This window comes from Pedobacter steynii (genome assembly GCF_900103665.1).
Lineage (GTDB): Bacteria > Bacteroidota > Bacteroidia > Sphingobacteriales > Sphingobacteriaceae > Pedobacter > Pedobacter steynii.
This window is the reverse complement of sequence record NZ_FNGY01000006.1, coordinates 335,380-354,740: the sequence shown is the minus strand read 5'-3', so window position 1 is coordinate 354,740 and position 19,361 is coordinate 335,380. Positions and strand designations below refer to the sequence as shown.

The window sequence follows — 19,361 nt, the reverse complement described above, 5'->3', positions numbered from 1 at the left end:
GATGAAGAAATTAATATATAGTCTATTAGCCGGAGCACTCCTGATCAGCTCATGTAAGGATCAGGATCTCATGAATATCAATCCGAATAAACCTATTCAGGCCCACCCTCAGCTATTGCTGACAAAAGTAGAATGGAATGCTTTCCGTGCTTTCGGTGGCACCTCTCCTTTATATGCAAACCGCATGCTCGTTCAAACCGACGGAGAGAGCGAGGGCCAGTATTTTAAATGGGGAAGAGGGGATTTTTCACCTTATGCGAACCTTAGAGATGTGACCAAAATGGTCGAAGAAGCTGATAGAATTAAAGACAATTCTTATATAGCACTGGCCAAATTCTTCAGGGCTTATTATTTTTATAACTTAACCCTGACTTTTGGCGACATCCCTTATTCACAGGCACTAAAAGGCGAAAGCGAAAAAAACTATGCGCCGGTTTACGATACTCAAAAGGCGGTTTTTATTGGAATCCTTAAAGAACTGGACGAAGCCAATACGATGCTCAAAGGCATTAATGCGAACATTGCAGGCGATATTATTTATAAGGGCGATGCAGCCAAATGGCGCAGACTGATCAATGCTTTCCGGTTAAAAGTCCTGATGACCCTCTCAAAAAAAGAAAATGATGCTGACTTAAAAGTTAAGGAAACATTTGCGCAGGTAATGCAAGCCGAACTGCTTACAGGAACAGACGCCGGCGGCGATGGTCAACTGATATTTTTAGATCAGGAAGGAAACCGCTATCCGGAGTTTAACTCGAGTAGATTTGGCTCGGGAATGTTTATGAGTGCCACGTTTATCGAACAGCTGCAGGCCAGAAAAGATCCACGTTTATTTGCCTATTGCACCCAAACAAAAGTTGCCAAAGAAGCGGGTAAAGCTATTGATGATTTTAGCTCCTATGAAGGTGGAGATCCCGCAGCCCCTTATGCAGAAACGAGCATCAAAGCGGCGGCAGGTAAAGTATCGAAAGTGAATCTCCGCTTTCCGGGTGATCCTATAAATGAGCCCCTGGTATTAATGGGCTATGCAGAGCAGGAATTCATCATTGCAGAAGCCATTGTGAGAAACTGGATTTCAGGAGATGCCAACGCGCATTATAAAAATGGAGTAAAAGCCTCTTTCAAATTCTATCAGAACTATGTTAAAGGATATACTGCCTTTTTTACAGAAGAAAAAGCCAACGAATATTTAGCACTGCCTCTAAATGACCTGGCACTTAGCGCGAGTACCGAACAAAAAATCGAACAAATTGCTAATCAGAAGTATTTGAGAACATTTTTTCAATCCGGATGGAGCGCTTTCTACGACCAGCTCAGAACAGGGTATCCGGAATTCCGCAGGCCACAGGGAGTGAATGTTCCTTTCCGCTGGATTTACCCGCAAACAGAATATGATAACAACAGGGCTAACGTTTCCAAAGCAATCGAAAATCAATTCGGTGCAGGCAACGACAAGATCAACCAGCAGGTTTGGTGGGTAAAATAAGCAACGACAAATAATAACTTTTAAAAGGATTGATTAGTTTAGGCTGATCAATCCTTTTTTACAATACAATTCAATGGAAAGCAGAAGAGATTTCATTAAGAAAGCCACATTATTAACCGGCGCCCTTGGCGTTGCGGGAATGTTACCAGCCTCGATACAAAGGGCAATGGCCATCGATCCTAAAGTAGGAAGCACCTTTTTAGATGCAGAACATGTCGTATTCCTGATGCAGGAAAACAGGTCATTTGACCATGCATTTGGTACGCTTAAAGGAGTAAGGGGATTTAACAACCCCAGAGCCATTACCTTACCTAACCAGTATCCGGTCTGGCTGCAAAGCAACAAAAAGGGAGAGACTTATGCGCCTTTCAGGTTAAATATTAAAGACACCAAAGCGACCTGGATGAGCTCCCTTCCCCATTCCTGGGAAAATCAGGTGGATGGCCGCAACAATGGCCGTTATGATGGCTGGCTGGAAGCAAAAAAATCCGGCAATAAGGCGTATGCAGAGATGCCCCTGACGATGGGTTATTACAACCGGGAAGACATTCCTTTTTACTATTCTTTAGCGGATGCCTTTACGGTGTGCGACCATAATTTTTGTTCTGTCCTGACAGGAACAAGTCCTAACCGCTGTTTCTTCTGGACAGGTAAGATCAGGGAAAAACAAGAGGAAAGTTCCATGGCTCACCACTCCAACGGATTTATTGATGGCTCGGAACGCTTAAACTGGAGTACTTTTCCGGAACGTTTGTCGAAACATGATGTCGACTGGAAGATCTACCAGAATGAACTGAGTGTGGGCGTAGGTTTTCAAGATGAAGAGGACGACTGGCTTTCTAATTTCACGGACAATGACCTGGAGTTTTTCAAACAATATCATGTTAAAAGACATCCGGAACATCTGACGTATCTACGTAAGGCAAAGACTGAGCTGGAAAGCAAATTAAAAGAAAAGGCGGATGCTAAACTTCAGGAAAAGCTGGATTTTGTAAGTAAAGAAATTGACTTCCTGGAAGTAAACACCTTAGATAAACTGAGTCCGGAACAGCTGGATCTACATAAAAGAGCTTTTGTTACCAATCGGAATGATCCTGATTTCCATAAGCTGGAAACCCTGACCTATGACGATAACGGGACTCAAAGAACAGCTAAAATCCCTAAAGGCGATGTATTGCATCAGTTCCGTACCGATGTTGATGCCGGCAAACTACCTACTGTTTCCTGGCTGGTTGCCCCTTCCAATTTCTCCGACCACCCGGGAGCACCATGGTATGGTGCCTGGTACTTATCGGAAGCGATCGATATTTTAACAAAAAATCCGGAAGTATGGAAGAAGACGATCTTTATCCTTACTTACGATGAAAATGATGGGTATTTCGATCATTTACCTCCCTTTGTGGCACCGAACCCGAAAGACGCAGCGGCAGGAAAAATATCCAAATCATTAGACAGCAGCTCAGAATATATTTATAAGGGCGAACATAGCAAGAGAGAAAGTCCGGTAGGTTTAGGTTTCCGGGTGCCGATGGTAGTGGTTTCCCCCTGGTCCAGAGGTGGCTATGTGAACTCTCAAACCTTCGACCATACTTCGTCGATTCAATTTCTGGAGCATTTCCTAACCCATAAAACGGGTAAAAAGATTTATGAAGATAACATCAGTTCCTGGAGAAGAAGCTTGTGTGGTGATTTAACTTCGGTTTTCAGACCCTATAACGGAGAACACATTCCCCTGCCAAAAGCAGTAGAAAGAATGCCTTTTTTAGAAGGGATTCATAAGGCTAAATTTGCAAAACTACCCAGCAACTTTAAAAATCTGGATAAGGCAGCTATAGCCGGAATTCTTAAGCATCCAAAGGATAACCCCAATTTACCTAAACAGGAACCAGGTATTAAACCTGCAAATGCCATCCCTTATGAACTGTATGCAGATGCGGCATTGGATCGCGCAGGCAAACAGTTTAAGATAGATTTTACTGCAGGAAAAACCTTTTTTGGGGACCGCTCCAAAGGTGCAGGTTTTATCGTTTACAGTGGGGACAAAAACTGGAATTTTACCGTTGATGCAGGCGACACTATTGACTACAACTGGCCATTGGCTGATTTTAATGCCGAAACTTATGATCTAAAAGTCTACAGCTCGAACGGCTTTTACCGCAGGTACACCGGTAATGCCCATGATCCTGAAATTGCCATCTCTTTAAAGTATCAAAGTGAAAAAGATGGCAGACGGGTAAATGGGAATGTGCTGCTACACATCAGGCGTTTAGCCAAAGGCAACCCGATTAAATTCATGATAAAGGACAATAGCTATAAAAAACCAATGCTAAAAGCAGTGCTGAACAAAAATCAGGAGGAGATTTTTATTCCAATCGATCTCAAAGCAAGCCATAGCTGGTATGATTTTACGGTAACAACAGAGAAGAACGAAGTGTATAGCCAGCAATTTGCCGGACATGCAGAACATGCTAAAGAAAGTTTTACGGATCCCCTGATGGGCAGACAATATTAATGATGTGATCTCAACGTTTCGTCCTGAATTTCCGGGGAGAAACGTTGAGATCCCCATGGTTACCTTAATCAGCTATGCGCTCCGCCTGTAAGACATGTCTTTCGATATGATATACCAGGAACCGTAAAGTATCGCCCAATCTTAATTTTAACAATCTGGTTAATGAAACCGGTGTTTTAGCTTTAACCAGATCAATGGCTTTAGCTTGTATCAGCAATGATTCCAAGTGCTGCTGTTGCTTTAAAAACCGATCGACCGTAGTGATGGTTAAATCACAATTTAAAGGGTTCATTTCCTTTTGTGCGGACATCTTTTTAACTGCTCCGGACTTAACCCGAATTAAATTAACGAAATAGTTGCCAATGATACCACTACGAAATACTCCCGGAAATTTAGAGGACTCATTGGAAAGAATCGCTTGTTCTATAACAGGAAGGTAAAAGTCACCATATAGATTCAAATGCTCGATGCATTCTAAAACACTCCATGTCTCCGAATTACTTTTATACTTTAAACGGGTGATAGCTAAGGTCCTGATTTTGTTAATTGAACGGGTTGACTTCTGGGTGATTTCCAAAAGCTCTTGTATGAGCGCTTCATTTCTTATTTTCATTTCCGGTTGCTTTATTTCTGCAAAAATGAAGAGAATGTATTTTATACAACTTGATTGAAATCAAGAATTTCGGATGCGGCTCAATGTTTCAGGAGTCATCCTTAAGTAAGCAGCAATATATTTTAAAGGGATGTGCTGAAAAAGGTTCGGGCTTCGCTGAAGTACCCTTTGTAAGCGTTCTGCCGGAGAAATGGTAAGTAAGTCGATCTCCCGCTCCATTTGCTGTGCAATCACCGTTTCCAATAAGGAATTGTATCCGTTTAGATTTTCAATGTTTTTATTTACAAGGTCAGAGAGCGCTGCTTTGGAAAGCACTTTTAAGGTTGTTTTCCTAATGGCTTCCACATAAAACTCAGATGGGTTCCCCTTAAGAAAAGAGGACAGGGAATTGATGATTGAACCCTCGTACCCCAAACGAATAGTTTGCTCCTCATGTGCCGACAGTAAGAAAACACGTACCGCACCAGATTCTATGTAATATAGGTTCTTTTCAATTTCACCTTCTTTAAGTAACAATTCCCCTCTGGAGCAGATCCTTTTCTTTCCCCCGGCTTTTAACGAATTGATTAGGTTTAGTGTAAAAGCGTGTTCCTCAGCCATCCTTCTATTTTGATTTTATTTCCTCATGCCAATCGTACCATCCTCCGGCGTCAAAAACATTTCCTTTCAGATATCTCAGAAATCTATTCCATTCTTGTAACCAAAGTGGGTAAATACCAGCTATTCAAATACAGGTCTCAGAAATGTACGTTCATAACTGATGATACATCTGTTTTCCTGTGCAATTCTGATTGTCTCCAGACATTCCGGATCGGTCTGCATTTGGTTTCTATAAATTTCATAGTCAGCCAGGCTTGGAAATGAAAATAGTGCAAATGCAATATTGCTGGCCCCTTCACCCGGCATGAAATAACCATGATGCTGTCCGCCAAGACGGTTTACCAATTCAATCCATTTCTTACCATATGCTTCAAAAGCGGCCAATTGATAAGGATCAATAATATATTTTAAATGACAAGTAACCATAGTAGTATTCAATTTTTAAATAAATGTACAGCTGACAAATTTTTCATTGCCTCAAATATAACCACCGCAGGCTAAGTTGCTACTAATTTGCCAGAAATTTCAGTCCTTTCTTCCTGCTCAGTTTAATCTTATATTTAAACATTGTAATTGTCATTATATTACCTTAGCTTTAGGTTGATATTATTACACATAATGATGTGTTAAAACTTTTATGTTTTTGTCCCTGAATTATTTTTAATATCAAATTAAACAGATTGATTTTAGCTCTTTTGTTAAAAAACAATCAGATATACGATTAGCTGCTCTCAAATCAGCATACTTCCTGCCCCGGATCATTGAACTATATATCACGGTATATGGTGCTTATTGATCATAAGTAGATCGTCGATCAGATATCAATCTTTTTTGAAGGCGGACACCGAAAAGCCTGAATAGAGTAGGTACCATCAATATTTAGACAAAAATATGTCAACTGCAATTAACCCTCTCACCTTTATCAGTGCACCTGAACAACAACACATGCTGTTCCTTTTTTTGCCCATTACAAAAGGCACCTGGAAACAAGCTTTAGCGGGTGTTCATGAACTTCAACAACAAACATTACAGGTTTCTGATCCAGGTCCCGATTTGCGGGCATCTACAGGAGTACACTTTTTTCTCTTTTATGCATTGCCGGCAAACACCCGGCCTCCGATTCATGTGACCAGTTTCCAAACAGAACAGAATAAAGATCTGCTGGTCGTACAAGCCATATATGATGCAGATTTTGCACCCTATATTGGTTCATTCGTTCAACAACCTGAAATTGCTAAGGGCCTGAATCTGATTGTTAAACTTTTAGACGAAAGCAATATACCAGGTATAGATCCGGATGGTCCTAACTCTGCTAATTTCATCAAAAAAAACGGAGGAGTAGTAGCCAATCCAGATGCGTTCAATTGCCTGCTCATGAAGTATAACTTTGCAAATCCTGTAGTTCCGGGAGTAGCTTATGTTGATCCGAAAGCAATTAAAAACCCGATCTTTGGTGCAACGTTCCCCGGACTCACTGTCGGCAAAATCCTTCAATATTATCCCAATGCAAATCAGTTGTGGCCTTCTCCTCCGGCAACAAATGTAGTTTTCGGAAAATCCGTACAGCCTCAATGTAACCCATAGCAGATCGATTTAACTTAAATCTATATGACAGGACTTTCTTCAAATACTACCCTTGATGATATACAAGGGTTGATACTCCGTGGATACAATTTCCAGTATATACGATACATCATCTTAAAAATACAGAACCCCTCGGGGGCACAAAAGTTTTGTGCGGCCTTATTGCCGGAAAGCGAGTCGCCGCTTAGTATTACTACTGCAAGGCCATGGCCGGGAGGAATAAAACCTGAGTATTGTTTAAATCTGGGGATCTCTTACCCCGGGCTGCTTCAGTTAATAGGAAAAGAAAATTGTTCTTCCGTAGCTAAAACCAGTCCGAAACTTTTCAATATATATCCGCCAGGCGCCACAGATCCTAACAATACAGAGTTGATAGGCGATACGGACGAAAGTGCTCCGGCCAACTGGTGGAGCAGGTCAGGCGGATGGTTGTTAACGGAACCACCAACGGCAACCGGCAACGAATTACACCTGCAGCTAACACTGTACGTGAATATCCCCGAAGACAGAGATAAATATTATGATCTTTTATTAGGTATGATTCCGGTTATTGCTGGCCAGCCTGCGGTTGTGCCTGCATTTTTTAAAGATTCTGACCCCATCATAGTAGATGAAGATCCGGACTATATCCACTTTGGTTATAAGGATAGTTTATCGCAACCCCGTGTTGCTGAAGTCCCATGGAACAAAACGGCCAACCGGTTAAAAAATGGAATCAGCACCATAGACGACCGTCCGGTTGTGCCAGCCTATCATTTTGCGATCAGCCTTGACAAAGATGTGCCATACAAAGCTCATCCATTGCTATTAAATGGCAGTTTTGCGGCTTTTCGGTTGTTATATCAGGATGTTGAAGCTTTTAATACCTTTATCAACGCCAGCTCAAATCCAGAGCTGACTGCCGCCAAAATGTGTGGCCGCTGGTTTGACGGAACCCCTTTAGAGGTATCGCCAAATGGGGAGGACAAAAGTCTGAAAGATTTTGATTATACCAACTTTAATTACATTACTCCTACCGCTAACCAAAAAAGGCCAGCGATTGAGGATAACCTGGGCCAACGTTGCCCCTATACAGCTCATATCCGCAGGTCAAACCCCAGAGATGACAATTATGTTAAAGGGAACGAGCCTGTAAACGGTGAACCACAGAATGCGGTCCAGCATCGGGTAATGCGCCGTGCTTCACCATATGGACCTGTTTATCAGCCAGGAGAAACACCGGGCATACAAAGGGGCTTGGTGGGTTTATTTATCGGTGCTGATCTTTTCAATCAATTCCAATTCATTATGAGCCAATGGATCTCTGCGGGTTCGTTCCGTAATCCCGACACTCCTAACAACAGTGGCATAGATCCATTATTCGGGCCTCAGCCAAGTGATCCCGATCCAAATCATCAGAACCTGGAATACTATGTGGGACAGACAGGAAATAATCCGCCATATGAAGATCAAACTGGCCTTACCCGCTTTATCCGCACCGATGGCAGTCTCTATGTGTTCCTGCCGGGAATAAATGCGCTAAGGTACATATCAGAAGGAAAAATACCACCGATGTAAATAATTCTATAATTCAACAAAACTTTATTATGGAAAAAACGCTCTTATTTAAACATGATGAAAGCCTTTGAAAAAAGGGATAGATACGCACGATCAACCCGTACCGGCCGAAGTAGGAAGCTTTACCAATTGGCACAAAAACTCACCAACGGCGTCAGTACGCTTTTAGCTGATGTTTACCTGTGGCTACCTATTTTTCGAAGTAATGGATTTGTTTGTTTTGTGGAATTAGGATAGTTTCCAATCCGGCCTTTCAAAATGACAGGTATACCCGTAAGGCTGTTTTTGCAAATAGTCCTGGTGTTCCTCTTCGGCATTCCAAAAATCAGCTGCAGGAACCACTTCCGTTACAATTGGTCCTGGCCAGATTCCGGAGGCTTCCATATCTGCAATTAATGTATTTGCAGTCTCACGTTGCGTTTCATTTATAAAAAAGATAGCAGAACGGTAAGAAGTGCCGATATCATTTCCCTGCCTGTTTCGTGTAGTTGGATTGTGGATCTGGAAGAAGTATTCAAGAAGTGCACGATAGGATAAAACTTCGGGATCAAATACGATCTCTATGCCTTCAGCATGTGTTCCATGGTTCCTGTAAGTTGCATTGGGCACATCTCCTCCCGTGTATCCAACTACCGTGGAAATCACACCAGGATATTGCCTGATCAGTTCCTCTACTCCCCAAAAACAGCCGCCGGCCAGAATTGCTTTTTCAGTATCCATATCGTTTTACTTTTTTATGGAATAAAGATACGGTGCCGATAGGTAAATGACAAAGAATTTGAAAATCCTTAACAGAAGAGTTTGTCTTTTGCTACAGCAATTGTTGGCAGAAAATTAACGATTTTACCTTTATTGCTTTCATAAATAAAGTCCCGGATACTCTTTCCAGGGTATTTACTGAATTCACCAATGATGACCAATTGCACCCTGTAGTTAGAGAATTTCTGAAGAACTTCTCCTGCAAGACGGGTTTTCAGATCGAAAAAATCAGGTGTGAGGTTTGTTTCATAAATGATAATCTTGTCATAGCCCTGATAATAAAGATCGCCCATTAATTGCAATCCATCTTCTACGTTGCCGATTAAAATCCCATCAGAAATGACTTCAGCGATCTTAATTGCACCTTGTTCGTGTGTCACAATATTCATAGTTTCATTCTTATAATTATTCATCAATAATTGTGTATTACCTTTTTGCGTAAATCTACATCACTTTGAACATACCAAATTTCATAAAAATATGGCGAAATTTAAAACAAAATGCAGCAAACATCAGCGCATTACATGAAAATCAGATAACAATTAAACAAATAGATACACAAAAGATATAATCTTGTTTAATTATTTAGTTACAATTAATCAATTGTCGATTACAATTGTTATATTTAATCTAAGCCTACATTGATCCGTAGCCGAATTTAAAAACTTAAAAAAAATACTATGAGAAATTTAAAAGAGGTTCAAAAGTTATCAAGAAAAGATTTGAAACATGTAATGGGCGGAGGCCCAATCGACCCTGTTGGTTGTAATTGTTTCTGTTATACCGGTGCTGTAAAATCGAAGCATTCCTGTAGAACATTATGTGCGGATGGCGCTATACCTGGTGTAGACTCTTTCCCTGAAGGTGGTTCGGCATCAGATTGCGGTTACCCTCCCCAACTACATTAATCTGAACTGATGCTAAAAAAGAGTGCCTTTAAAAAGTGTTCTGAAGGCCCTCTTTTCTTATTCATCTCTTCTCTTTTTATCCAAACTGTTTAGGTTTCATTTTTTTGGCAGCAAGTTCAGCTATTTCGGCAATTCTCTTTTGCCGGGTTTCCGATCGCCTGGCAAGAACAAGCCATTGCAAAATGCTTTTTCTGACAGACTTGCTTAAACCTAGAAAATATTCTTTTGAACCTGGTTTGTGATCGAGTTCTTTAATCAGGTCTTCCGGTATATTCAATTCTTCTACGTCGTCTAAAATTTCCCAGGAACCATTTTGTTTTGCAATTTCAATACGATCAAAACCAGCCTTAGTCATCAGCCCCTTATTAATTAATCGCCCCACCTTTCCCTTGTTAATTTTTGACCAGACACTGTTCGGTTTCCGCTTACAGAAAAACTGCATAAACATATCCTCATCGAGGGATTTTTTTGTGCTGTCTATCCAGCCAAAACAAAGGGCTTCATCAACAGCGTCACTGTAATTTATTGTTGGAACATTACATCTCTTTTTATAATAAACAAGCCAGACAGATTGTTTTGAACTATGGTTTTCTTTCAACCATTGTCTCCAATCTTGCTGGCTTGCCGGACAAAAAGTTTCTATAGCTTCTTTTTCCATCGGGATTTCCCTATTTCATTGCAATTAAAATAATACCTGCAATCAGAATTCCCACCAAATGATAAGTGCCGCTTATAATTCCATAGAGGATTGGCCGGGGAATATTTGGGTTGATTGCAATGTTGACCGTGTTGGCAAACAAATACCCAACACCAACAATTAAAGAAAGCTCCAGCGCCGCTCCAAAAGACTGAATATTTAAAGCATAAATCAAAACTGCAGTCACAATTGTAATTACCAGCGTACAAAGTGCAGGTCCCGCAATAAAAATAGTTTTGTTGGGCAACGTCTCATGATCACGCCCTAAAGAAATTTTGTACTGCTTGTTAAAAAGCAAGGTGAACCATAAGGCTCCGAGGAAAAAATAGGCCACAAATGCGAGTAAAACACTGATCCAATTTAAGTTTGCGAACTGACTAATCATAAGGTTGTTTTTTTTAAATGATGTCACAAATCTAAATCAGCCGAAAGACAACCCTATGTCAAGGGTAGTAAGAAATTAATAATGCTTGTCAAAATATTCCTGCAAGGTCATTTTATGGGCGCTGAACTTTTCGGCTAGGATTTCCAGTTTTTTAATCCGGTCTAAACGAAAATACCGAAACTCATTGCGTAAACGGCACCATGCAACCAATAGCCAGTTTTCTTGTGTACTTAATATCGCAAAAGGCTCAATCAGTCTATCTGTGCTTTTACCCGCTTCATTGGTATATTCGATTCCAACCAGATAAAAATTTGTAAGGGCAAACTGCAAATCAGATAGGTTATTGCTATTTCTTTCACTGTTAACATTTTGACTAAACCGGGTTCGTTCGGTAAGTAACTCTGCTTTGTTTTTTACATTATTCCCTAAAACGGCTTTAATTTTATTGATCGCTTCCAGATAGTCTTCGACAAAAGAAGCGTCTTTATTCTTTAACACCAATTGTTCTGCAAGGATTAAAGCATTCGCTTGCTTTTCGGTAAACATAACAGGGGGAATTCTGTATCCTTCCATTAAGGTATAACCTTTTCCTTCTTCCGTCAAAACCGGAACCCCTGCCTGTTCCAATGCCTTGATGTCTCTGTAAATTGTCCTGGTACTTACCGAAAACCTGTTTGCCAACTCTGCTGCTGTCAAAAGTCTTTTTGTTTGCAATTGTGTTAAAATTGCAGTCAGCCTTGAAAGTCGTTTCGTATCGTTATCATTCATTATTCAAATTTTTCAGCGCTTCAGATTCAATGTGTCTACCTCGTGATATCGAAGATGTAAATTATTTTCAATGGTTCAAAGAAGAGTTCACGCTTCCTACTACCAAGGCGCACATAAAAAAAGCTGCCCGGTTATCTGTAAACCGGGCAGCTGCAAAAATATCAAATCAGTTGTTGCTAAAATATAAGCTAAACGTCCTATTGACCGGAAAAAGGATTCTGATCACTCGTCTTAAGCGCCTCATTGTTGGTCATTTCCAATTGTGGAATCTGACAGATAAAGCGGTAATCATTAGACGGCAAAGTGCCTGTAGGTTGAGCCGAAGAAGCAACATAACCATTCAATTGATTCACACCCCAGGTTTAATGTCCTTCACGGTAAGTAGCAGTTTCCTGATAACGGAGCAATGGCTTTTGCAAACGCAACAGGTCATAAAAACCCGTCACACCTTCACAAAGTAACTCCTTGCGTCTTTCTACGTAAATGGCCTCCAGCAGTCCCGGTCCGGCAGCTGCAGTAGTGACCGCTGTAACTCCTCTGGCCCTTTGTAAACGGTTCAGGTAGGTAAGTGCATCTCCACCTGAATGGGCAGCAGCTTCAGCCATGATGAGTAACATCTCTGAACCACGCATCAGCGAAACTTCAGGACGGGTATTTCCCTGTACCGCGCCATTGGCATCGCCATAATGTTTGTACTTGTCGTAGGCCCATTTTGTAGACCATTCCTGAGAAGCATTCTTTGTACGTTTCCAAAATTGATACCTGTCTTCTGTTTTTTCAAACAGCTGCTCGTACTTTCCATCGGCAAAGAAACTCAGGAAGGCGTAAATAGGTCCGTCTGTAAAACCTTCACCATATTTCTCATCCTGATTGTACCATAAATTAAACTGTGTGCTTCCACCTATATTATCTGTTTCGGTATATTTCATGGCCCACATGATTTCCGGGTAGGCATTGCTGATCACTTTGTCAAAACCACTACGGTATTGTTCGCGGGTCATTAATTGACTATAAGCATTGTAAGCAGTTGTGGCTTCAGCAAGTGCATTTGGCCAGTCGTTCATCACCAGATATACCCTGGCCAGCTGTCCTGAGATGACATTTTTATCAATCGTCCATTTGTTCTGACGTTGAAAATTCGCCAGTAAAGCTTTCGCATCCCTGAGATCAGCCAGAATCTGCTGATAGCAGGCTTCCACAGAAGAGCGCGGCATGCTCACCGGGTCATTAGCCGATAACCTCAATATTACGCCTGGCTTATTTTTAGCCAGTACATAGGTCTGCTGATAATTTTGGATCAGGTGAAAATAGCATACCCCACGAATGGCCTTAGCCTGTCCCATGATTTGTGCCTTTTCTTCAGCACCACCATCTGCATTTGGCAGCGCAGTGATAATGGCATTTACCTGGTTGATCGTTTTATACATCATTGACCATATCGCATCCGAATTTCCGGTAATCTGTGTTCTGGTAGGCTCAAAAGTATAAGAAGTAACCTGGTTCCCCCCCATATTGGTATGGCTAAGGATATCAGCACCGCCAAGGTCTACATACATCTGTAAACCAGCCAGTCCCGAATAAGCCCGGTCTGCTCCCCCATTATTAAAATACAGCTTTTTATATGCCGAATTCAGCACCATATTCAGCTGGGTAACATTCTTAAGCACCGCCCCGTCCGAGGTAGCGGTAGACGATTTTGTGTCCAGGAATTTTTTACAACCAGCAAAGCCTGTCATCAAGACCGGTATTGCCAGAAACAGGACTGTTTTATATATTCTTTTCATCGTTATCGTATCTTTTATATTATTAAAATGAGACCTGGATACCGCCCATATAGATTCTTCTTGAACCCTGAACACCATTATCCGTATCGGCATTACCGTTATAATTATTTCCCAGCACCCCTGTTTCCGGATCTGAATAACGGTTTTTCGCCGCTCCGAAGGTCAACAGGTTATTTCCGGCAAGATAAATTCTGGCAGATGACATACCCAGTTTTTTACTAATTCCCTTAGGTAGTGTAAAGCCCAGAGTCAGGTTTCTAAGACGAAGGAAACTGTTGCTGAATACATAGAAGTCTGAACCTCTCCGGGTATCTGAGTAATTGTCGTTAGACCATTTTGGAAACGTCGCCTGGTCGCCCGGATTTTTCCACCTGTCCTGTACCAGATCCGGAATCACTCCAACCCCGCCACGTAATGCGGTACGCTCAATGTATCCATAGTCAAACATCCTTCCACCCAAAGAGTAGTAAAACATAAACGAAAGGTCAAATCCGGCCCAATCAAAACTATTAGTCACTGCTCCATAGGCTTTAGGAAGTGCAGAACCTCCATATTGATAATCCTTTGTAGTTACGTCGGCATAGTTCTCTGTGGTTTTCCAACCTCCCGAACCATCCTGAACCCAGTAACGCATATTTCCATTGTCAGGATTAACACCGGCATTTTTCACCATGAAGAAGTCATAAATAGAATGTCCTTCTTCCAGTTTATAGGTTGCAACACGGTTAGAGAACGTGAATGCTCCGGCAGGCAGGTAGGTTACTTCATTTTTTAAAGTAGAGATGTTTGCATCAATCTTCCAGCTAAAATCTTTGCTGCGAATCAGCTCTGCACCCAAAGCAACCTCAATACCACTATTACGGATATTTCCTAAATTAGTATTTAACCCCACAACAGAACCAGCTTGTGCAGACAAAGGCAGGGTTTTTTGGAACAATAATCCGGATGAATTACGTGTATAATATTCTACCGATCCGGTAATGCCTTTAAAAATGGTAAAATCAAGGGCTACATTCAGCTGCTTGTTGCTCTCCCATTTCAGGTTTGGTGTAGCAAGAGCTGAAGGACGTAATCCTGGATTCCCATACATAGGATCATCTTCGTATACGCCCTCGTAAGCGTATAGTATTTCACCACCAGGACTACCATCTGCATTTCTCGTGGTCAGTTTATCGTTTCCATTGGTACCATAACTTCCACGAAGCGATAAGTTATTGATCCAATCTACGTCTTTGATAAAATTCTCGTTAGAAATTCTCCATGAAGCTCCTGCGGAAAAGAAACTACCCCAGCGGTTATCCGGATGAAAACGGGAAGAACCATCTGCCCGATAAGAGGCCGACAGATAATACTTATCCTGGAAGTTGTAATCCACTTTCCCTAAATAGGAGAATAGGGCAAAACGGTCTCTATACGATCCATTGCTCCAGTTTTTGGTGGTTGAGTTCAATTCAAATTGTCCGATCTGCATGATTCCCTCACCGTAAGCATTATTGTACAAAAGGTTGTTATTGTACAATTCCTGCCCCGCCAAAGCGCTGAAGCTATGATCTCCAAACTTTTTGTTCCAGGTTAACAGGTTGTTCCAGGTCAGAGAAGTAACATCCGTATTGTTACGGGTGGCATTACCACCTGAAGTAAGTACGGTAAGTCCGTATGGTGCCATCTGTCCGGATCCATGAACAGCCGAACCGTATAAAAATTGCTTGGTACTGTTATTGTCTATCCCTAAACTGGATCTGAAGTTCAGGTCAAAAGGTAATTTAACATTGGCAAAAAAGCGCGTAGAAATCATGTTGCGCTGATTATTATTGAAATCCTCATCGTTCGGATTATTCCAGTAATCACCACCATTATTCAATGGATGGATACCAAAGAAATTGTTGACATATGAACCATAGTCAAACATCCTTTTACCTGTTTTTTCTGAATAAACCCAGTCTGTATTGTCTGTATTTCTTAACCATGGCGATGACATCGTTGTGGTAAAGATTTGTGCACGCATAGAACCCGAACTATTTTGTCTTGAACCACTGTAAGCGATATTTCCACCCAACTGCAACCAGTCGGTCGCCTGTGTAGTCACATTTGTCCTGAACGTATAACGTTTAAAATACTGGTTGCTGGCAAAACCCTTATCATCAAGATAAGAACCTGAGAACAGGTAATTGGTCTTACCATCGCTGCTCGCTCCGCTGATGTCCAGGCCATAATCCTGACGCAGCTTACGTGAATATACCGCGTCATTAACATCATAGTCTGATGGATCCCATACCATTTGCAGGTTAGGATTCAGGTAAGGATTACCATTACCATCGTGCAATACATAATTTTCATTGATGTGCTTAAAAGGAGATACATAGCTTGGCTGACCAGCAGAATTGTTCACCGCTTTTAATATTTTGCCCAGCACGTTGCCCGAAGCCCAATCTCCGGCCTTGGCCTTGGTCATTCCGTATTTGTAAAACTGATCATTATACATCCCTTCCCAGGTATACAGCAACTGCTCAGAAGGATTCGCTTTAACCGGATTTCCAACCGCATTGTCTGATGTTCCCCAGGCAGAACGGAAATTAATCTGAGGTTTAGAAGATTTTCCTTTTTTTGTCGTGATCATTACGACACCATTTGCGGCACGTGACCCATAAAGTGAAGAAGCAGCAGCATCTTTTAATACAGAGATCGACTCGATGTCACTTGGCGAAATGGAATTCAATTGTCCGTCATAAGGCATTCCATCTACCACATATAATGGTTTGGAAGCCCCACTCATAGAGGCGATCCCGCGGATCTGGATACGGGTATCGCCACCCGGATTACCTTCATTATTGGTTACATTGACTCCGCTTCCCATTCCCTGCAATGCTTCTGCAAAACCTGAACCTGCAATTTTTGACAATTTATCGGCACCTACCACGGCAACAGAGCCGGTAAAAGTCGATTTTTTAGCCGTTCCATAGGCCACCACAATGACATCGTCCAGCCCCTGAACAGTACTTGCCAGTTTCACATTCAGCGGCCCTTCGCCATTCCAGACAATTTCCTGCGGAACAAAGCCCACATAGGTGATCACAATAAGATCGCCCTTCTGTGCTCCGTCCAATACAAACTTACCTTCTGCATCCGTAATGACATGTTTTGAAGTGCCTTTGATGGCAATCGATGCTCCCGGTAAAGGGAGTCCATCTGTATCCTTTACCGTACCGGTTAGTCTTGCGATAATCAGCTGGTCCATTCCCAGAAAGGAAACCGGCCTCTTCTCTATGGTGACCATTTTGTGGTCAATCGTAAAAGTGACCGGCTGGTTTTTAAAACATTCTTCCAATGCAGCTTCGAGGCTCACATTGGCTACATTGATGCTGACTGGTCTCGCTGCAGCAATAATCTTATCGCTAAATACAAAATCAACACCAGTCTGTTTTCTAATCTCATTCAATACCGTGGCTAACTTTACCCTATCGTGCTTAAGGGTTACATTCTGACCATAAGTAGCAGCACTTACCTGTAGAATGGCGGAAGTTAACAATACGACAATCAGTTTAATTCGCATGATCCATTTGTTTTTATTTACCTCACTGAGTCTCCTGAAAACAGGGTTCATCATCAGTGAAATTTTGGCAATAGCGGCCAATGGCCTAGATAGGCTTTTGGTGTAAAATATCATATATTTACATCGTGTTTAATCAGTTAGTTGCCTGCACCTCAAAAGTTTCAGGGCAACCTACATCAGTTCATTAATCAATTGTTATGAATTACCCGGGATTTCCGGGGCTCGTGGATAAGCTGAAACACGGGCCGGAAGTGGTGGTACACTTTCGGCCATCATTTAACTTATTTTGCCGGGGCTTAAGGATCTTTTTTGTATGGTTTTTTCATTTGTTTAGGGTTTGGTTAAAGTTATGTTGATTGATTTTTTACGATGATTTTATTGCCGATGACCTCAAATTTTAATCCGGCCGACTGTAATGCTTTCAGCAAGACAGAAACAGGTTGGTTTCTCGATACCTTCCCGGTAAATGTGCCTTCTTTATCTACGCCATTCGCATAAATAACGGATACGTTATACCACCTGGAAACGCGTCTCATCAGAGACGTTAAGGGCTCCGACTGGAAGACAAAATCTCCGTTTTTCCAGTCTATCGCCTGTTCCACATCCACTGTCGACACAGAAAGTTGTGTTCCGGCCAAAGTGGCCTGTTCGCCCGGTTTTAAAATGCGGTTTTGAGATCCCTCCTCCAGGCTTAACTTTATAGCTCCTTCGAGTAAGGTGGTCTTGATCTCCGGCTCGTCCGGATAGGCGTTCACATTAAATTCTGTACCTAAAACACGGATTTGCTGCTGAATGGTAGTGACAAGAAAGGGATGTTTTTTGTCTTTGGCGACCTCAAAATAAGCCTCTCCGGCAAGCTTCACCTCACGAGATGATGCATTTGAAAAAGATACAGGATAAGTAATGGAAGAGGCCGCATTCAGCCAAACCATAGTTCCATCGGGTAAACGAAGCTGGTAAGACTCTCCTCTGCTGGTAGAAAGCTGATTTACAGCTTTTGGATCCGAGTTTTGCTGATCCTTTATTTCATAGATCAATTGTCCGTCGGCAGCTTTAGTAATGCTTACCCCGGATTCGGTGGCCAGCTCGCCCTTTACATCACTTGTGAGTACTATTTTTTTACCATTTGCTAAAGTGAGCGTGGCTGAATTTTTCCCCGGAGCAATGTCATGATGCACCTGTTGCTCATTTGGAACAGCCGTTTTATTCTGTACCCATAAGTAGCCGGTACCCATCATGATGATGACTGCCGCCGCTGCTGAAATTGCTCTGAAAATAGTTAACCTATGGCTTTTTTTCCCAGCCGGAAGCCTGCTCCAGATTTCCGCTCCAACCTGTTCGTCGTTCTCCCTGGCGGGAACCTCTTCTGTTGATGCTGATGCCAGATTATACAAGTACCGGACTGCAACAGTCTCCTCAGGACTACAGGTACCATCCTGGTATTTTCTAAGCAGTTCTTCTTGTTTCTCGTCTAATTTATCCATCGATCATCAATAGCTTTCTACGGTTGTTCATGTATATAACAACTCAGAAGGACCCAGGATGCAGATGAAAATTAAAAAAATGTAAAAAAAACATGAAGTTTATCCTTCAGTATACTCAATGCGTTACTAACTTGCCGTTTAACCGTCAAAGAAGAGATATTCAATTCTTCAGAAATCTCCTGATGTGTTTTAAATTCCTTTCTGCTCAGCTCAAATATCCGCCGCATTTTTGGTGGAAGACTTTGAATACCTGCTTCAATCAGTCTTGCAAAATCGCGTTCGATAACCTGCTGATCCGGCAAGACTACTCCCGGATTTTCCAAAACAGCCTTGCGCTGCTCGGCGTACCTTGCTTCAATTTTCAAGTGCTTCAACCGGTTCAGAATCCTGTTCCTGCTGGCGGTATACAAAAAACCGGCAACAGGTGGCCTGATTTCTGTCTTTTTCATCCACAATGTGGTAAATACTTCCTGTACGACATCTTTTGCTTCTTCGTCGTTTCTCATCATGCTACAGGAATGGCGGTACAGCAGCTGCCAGTAACGGTCGTATATCTGCTTATAAGCTTTCTGATCTCCTGACTGAAATGCTTCCAGAAGTTCATCATCGCTCATGCCTGACAATTGCCCCATACCTACCTCTTTTTTTGTAGCAATAATAATGTAATTTCCTCA

At 41.9% G+C, this 19,361-nt stretch carries 17 protein-coding genes and 1 pseudogene; 5 read left to right on the top strand and 13 right to left on the bottom strand.

The window, feature by feature from the left end; all coding sequences use genetic code 11:
* The first annotated feature begins 1 nt into the window (after nucleotide 1).
* Nucleotides 2-1,486: a SusD/RagB family nutrient-binding outer membrane lipoprotein gene (locus tag BLQ87_RS18400; protein ID WP_074609651.1), complete on the top strand. Its 1,485-nt coding sequence runs from the start codon at nucleotides 2-4 to the stop codon at nucleotides 1,484-1,486.
* Nucleotides 1,487-1,559: 73 nt separating this feature from the next.
* Entirely contained in the window at nucleotides 1,560-3,998 is a 2,439-nt protein-coding gene (locus BLQ87_RS18395; RefSeq protein WP_074609648.1) for a phosphocholine-specific phospholipase C, read from the top strand.
* Between the two features lie 64 nt (nucleotides 3,999-4,062).
* On the opposite strand, the gene BLQ87_RS18390 is transcribed toward BLQ87_RS18395, so the two are convergent.
* From BLQ87_RS18390 to BLQ87_RS18380, 3 genes are all read right to left on the bottom strand, one after another.
* Nucleotides 4,063-4,611 (bottom strand): DinB family protein, encoded by a 549-nt coding sequence (locus BLQ87_RS18390; RefSeq protein ID WP_074609646.1) that lies wholly within the window; start codon nucleotides 4,609-4,611, stop codon nucleotides 4,063-4,065.
* A gap of 60 nt (nucleotides 4,612-4,671) precedes the next feature.
* Complete coding sequence (locus BLQ87_RS18385) at nucleotides 4,672-5,211, bottom strand: Crp/Fnr family transcriptional regulator (protein ID WP_074609644.1); 540 nt, start codon at nucleotides 5,209-5,211, stop codon at nucleotides 4,672-4,674.
* A gap of 120 nt (nucleotides 5,212-5,331) precedes the next feature.
* The gene (locus BLQ87_RS18380; protein ID WP_074609642.1) at nucleotides 5,332-5,637 is read right to left on the bottom strand and encodes an NIPSNAP family protein; all 306 of its coding nucleotides are present in this window, start codon (nucleotides 5,635-5,637) and stop codon (nucleotides 5,332-5,334) included.
* 465 nt (nucleotides 5,638-6,102) lie between these two features.
* On the opposite strand from BLQ87_RS18380, the gene BLQ87_RS18375 reads away from it, so the two are divergent.
* A complete protein-coding gene (locus BLQ87_RS18375) occupies nucleotides 6,103-6,795 on the top strand; it encodes a hypothetical protein (RefSeq protein ID WP_074609640.1) in 693 nt (230 codons plus the stop codon).
* 24 nt (nucleotides 6,796-6,819) lie between these two features.
* On the top strand, nucleotides 6,820-8,352 hold the full coding sequence (locus tag BLQ87_RS18370) for a Dyp-type peroxidase (protein ID WP_074609637.1): 1,533 nt from the start codon (nucleotides 6,820-6,822) through the stop codon (nucleotides 8,350-8,352).
* 228 nt (nucleotides 8,353-8,580) lie between these two features.
* On the opposite strand, the gene msrA is transcribed toward BLQ87_RS18370, so the two are convergent.
* Both msrA and BLQ87_RS18360 read right to left on the bottom strand, forming a co-directional pair.
* Complete coding sequence (gene msrA / locus BLQ87_RS18365; protein ID WP_074609635.1) at nucleotides 8,581-9,072, bottom strand: peptide-methionine (S)-S-oxide reductase MsrA; 492 nt, start codon at nucleotides 9,070-9,072, stop codon at nucleotides 8,581-8,583.
* Nucleotides 9,073-9,140: 68 nt separating this feature from the next.
* Nucleotides 9,141-9,524, bottom strand: a complete 384-nt coding sequence (locus BLQ87_RS18360; protein ID WP_245723881.1) for a DUF4180 domain-containing protein — start codon at nucleotides 9,522-9,524, stop codon at nucleotides 9,141-9,143.
* 261 nt (nucleotides 9,525-9,785) lie between these two features.
* Between BLQ87_RS18360 and BLQ87_RS33555 the strand changes: the two are divergent.
* Nucleotides 9,786-10,019 (top strand): annotated as a pseudogene (locus BLQ87_RS33555) (hypothetical protein); the annotation flags it as partial.
* Nucleotides 10,020-10,095: 76 nt separating this feature from the next.
* On the opposite strand, the gene BLQ87_RS18355 reads toward BLQ87_RS33555, so the two are convergent.
* The 8 genes from BLQ87_RS18355 to BLQ87_RS18325 form a co-directional block, all read right to left on the bottom strand.
* Nucleotides 10,096-10,677 carry a YdeI/OmpD-associated family protein gene (locus BLQ87_RS18355; protein ID WP_074609633.1) on the bottom strand — a complete coding sequence of 194 codons (582 nt, stop codon included), beginning with the start codon at nucleotides 10,675-10,677 and terminating at the stop codon, nucleotides 10,096-10,098.
* Nucleotides 10,678-10,687: 10 nt separating this feature from the next.
* Entirely contained in the window at nucleotides 10,688-11,101 is a 414-nt protein-coding gene (locus tag BLQ87_RS18350) for a DUF1761 domain-containing protein (RefSeq protein ID WP_074609631.1), read from the bottom strand.
* 75 nt (nucleotides 11,102-11,176) lie between these two features.
* Nucleotides 11,177-11,869 carry a helix-turn-helix transcriptional regulator gene (locus BLQ87_RS18345; protein ID WP_074609628.1) on the bottom strand — a complete coding sequence of 231 codons (693 nt, stop codon included), beginning with the start codon at nucleotides 11,867-11,869 and terminating at the stop codon, nucleotides 11,177-11,179.
* Nucleotides 11,870-12,066: 197 nt separating this feature from the next.
* Nucleotides 12,067-12,222: a hypothetical protein gene (locus BLQ87_RS33980; protein WP_216857798.1), complete on the bottom strand. Its 156-nt coding sequence runs from the start codon at nucleotides 12,220-12,222 to the stop codon at nucleotides 12,067-12,069.
* Nucleotides 12,223-12,231: 9 nt separating this feature from the next.
* Complete coding sequence (locus BLQ87_RS18340) at nucleotides 12,232-13,653, bottom strand: RagB/SusD family nutrient uptake outer membrane protein (RefSeq protein ID WP_216857797.1); 1,422 nt, start codon at nucleotides 13,651-13,653, stop codon at nucleotides 12,232-12,234.
* 22 nt (nucleotides 13,654-13,675) lie between these two features.
* A complete protein-coding gene (locus BLQ87_RS18335) occupies nucleotides 13,676-17,257 on the bottom strand; it encodes a TonB-dependent receptor (protein WP_172664863.1) in 3,582 nt (1,193 codons plus the stop codon).
* Between the two features lie 293 nt (nucleotides 17,258-17,550).
* Complete coding sequence (locus BLQ87_RS18330; protein WP_074609624.1) at nucleotides 17,551-18,687, bottom strand: FecR family protein; 1,137 nt, start codon at nucleotides 18,685-18,687, stop codon at nucleotides 17,551-17,553.
* A 71-nt stretch (nucleotides 18,688-18,758) separates the two neighbouring features.
* Nucleotides 18,759-19,319 carry an RNA polymerase sigma factor gene (locus tag BLQ87_RS18325; protein WP_074609622.1) on the bottom strand — a complete coding sequence of 187 codons (561 nt, stop codon included), beginning with the start codon at nucleotides 19,317-19,319 and terminating at the stop codon, nucleotides 18,759-18,761.
* Nucleotides 19,320-19,361: the final 42 nt, after the last annotated feature.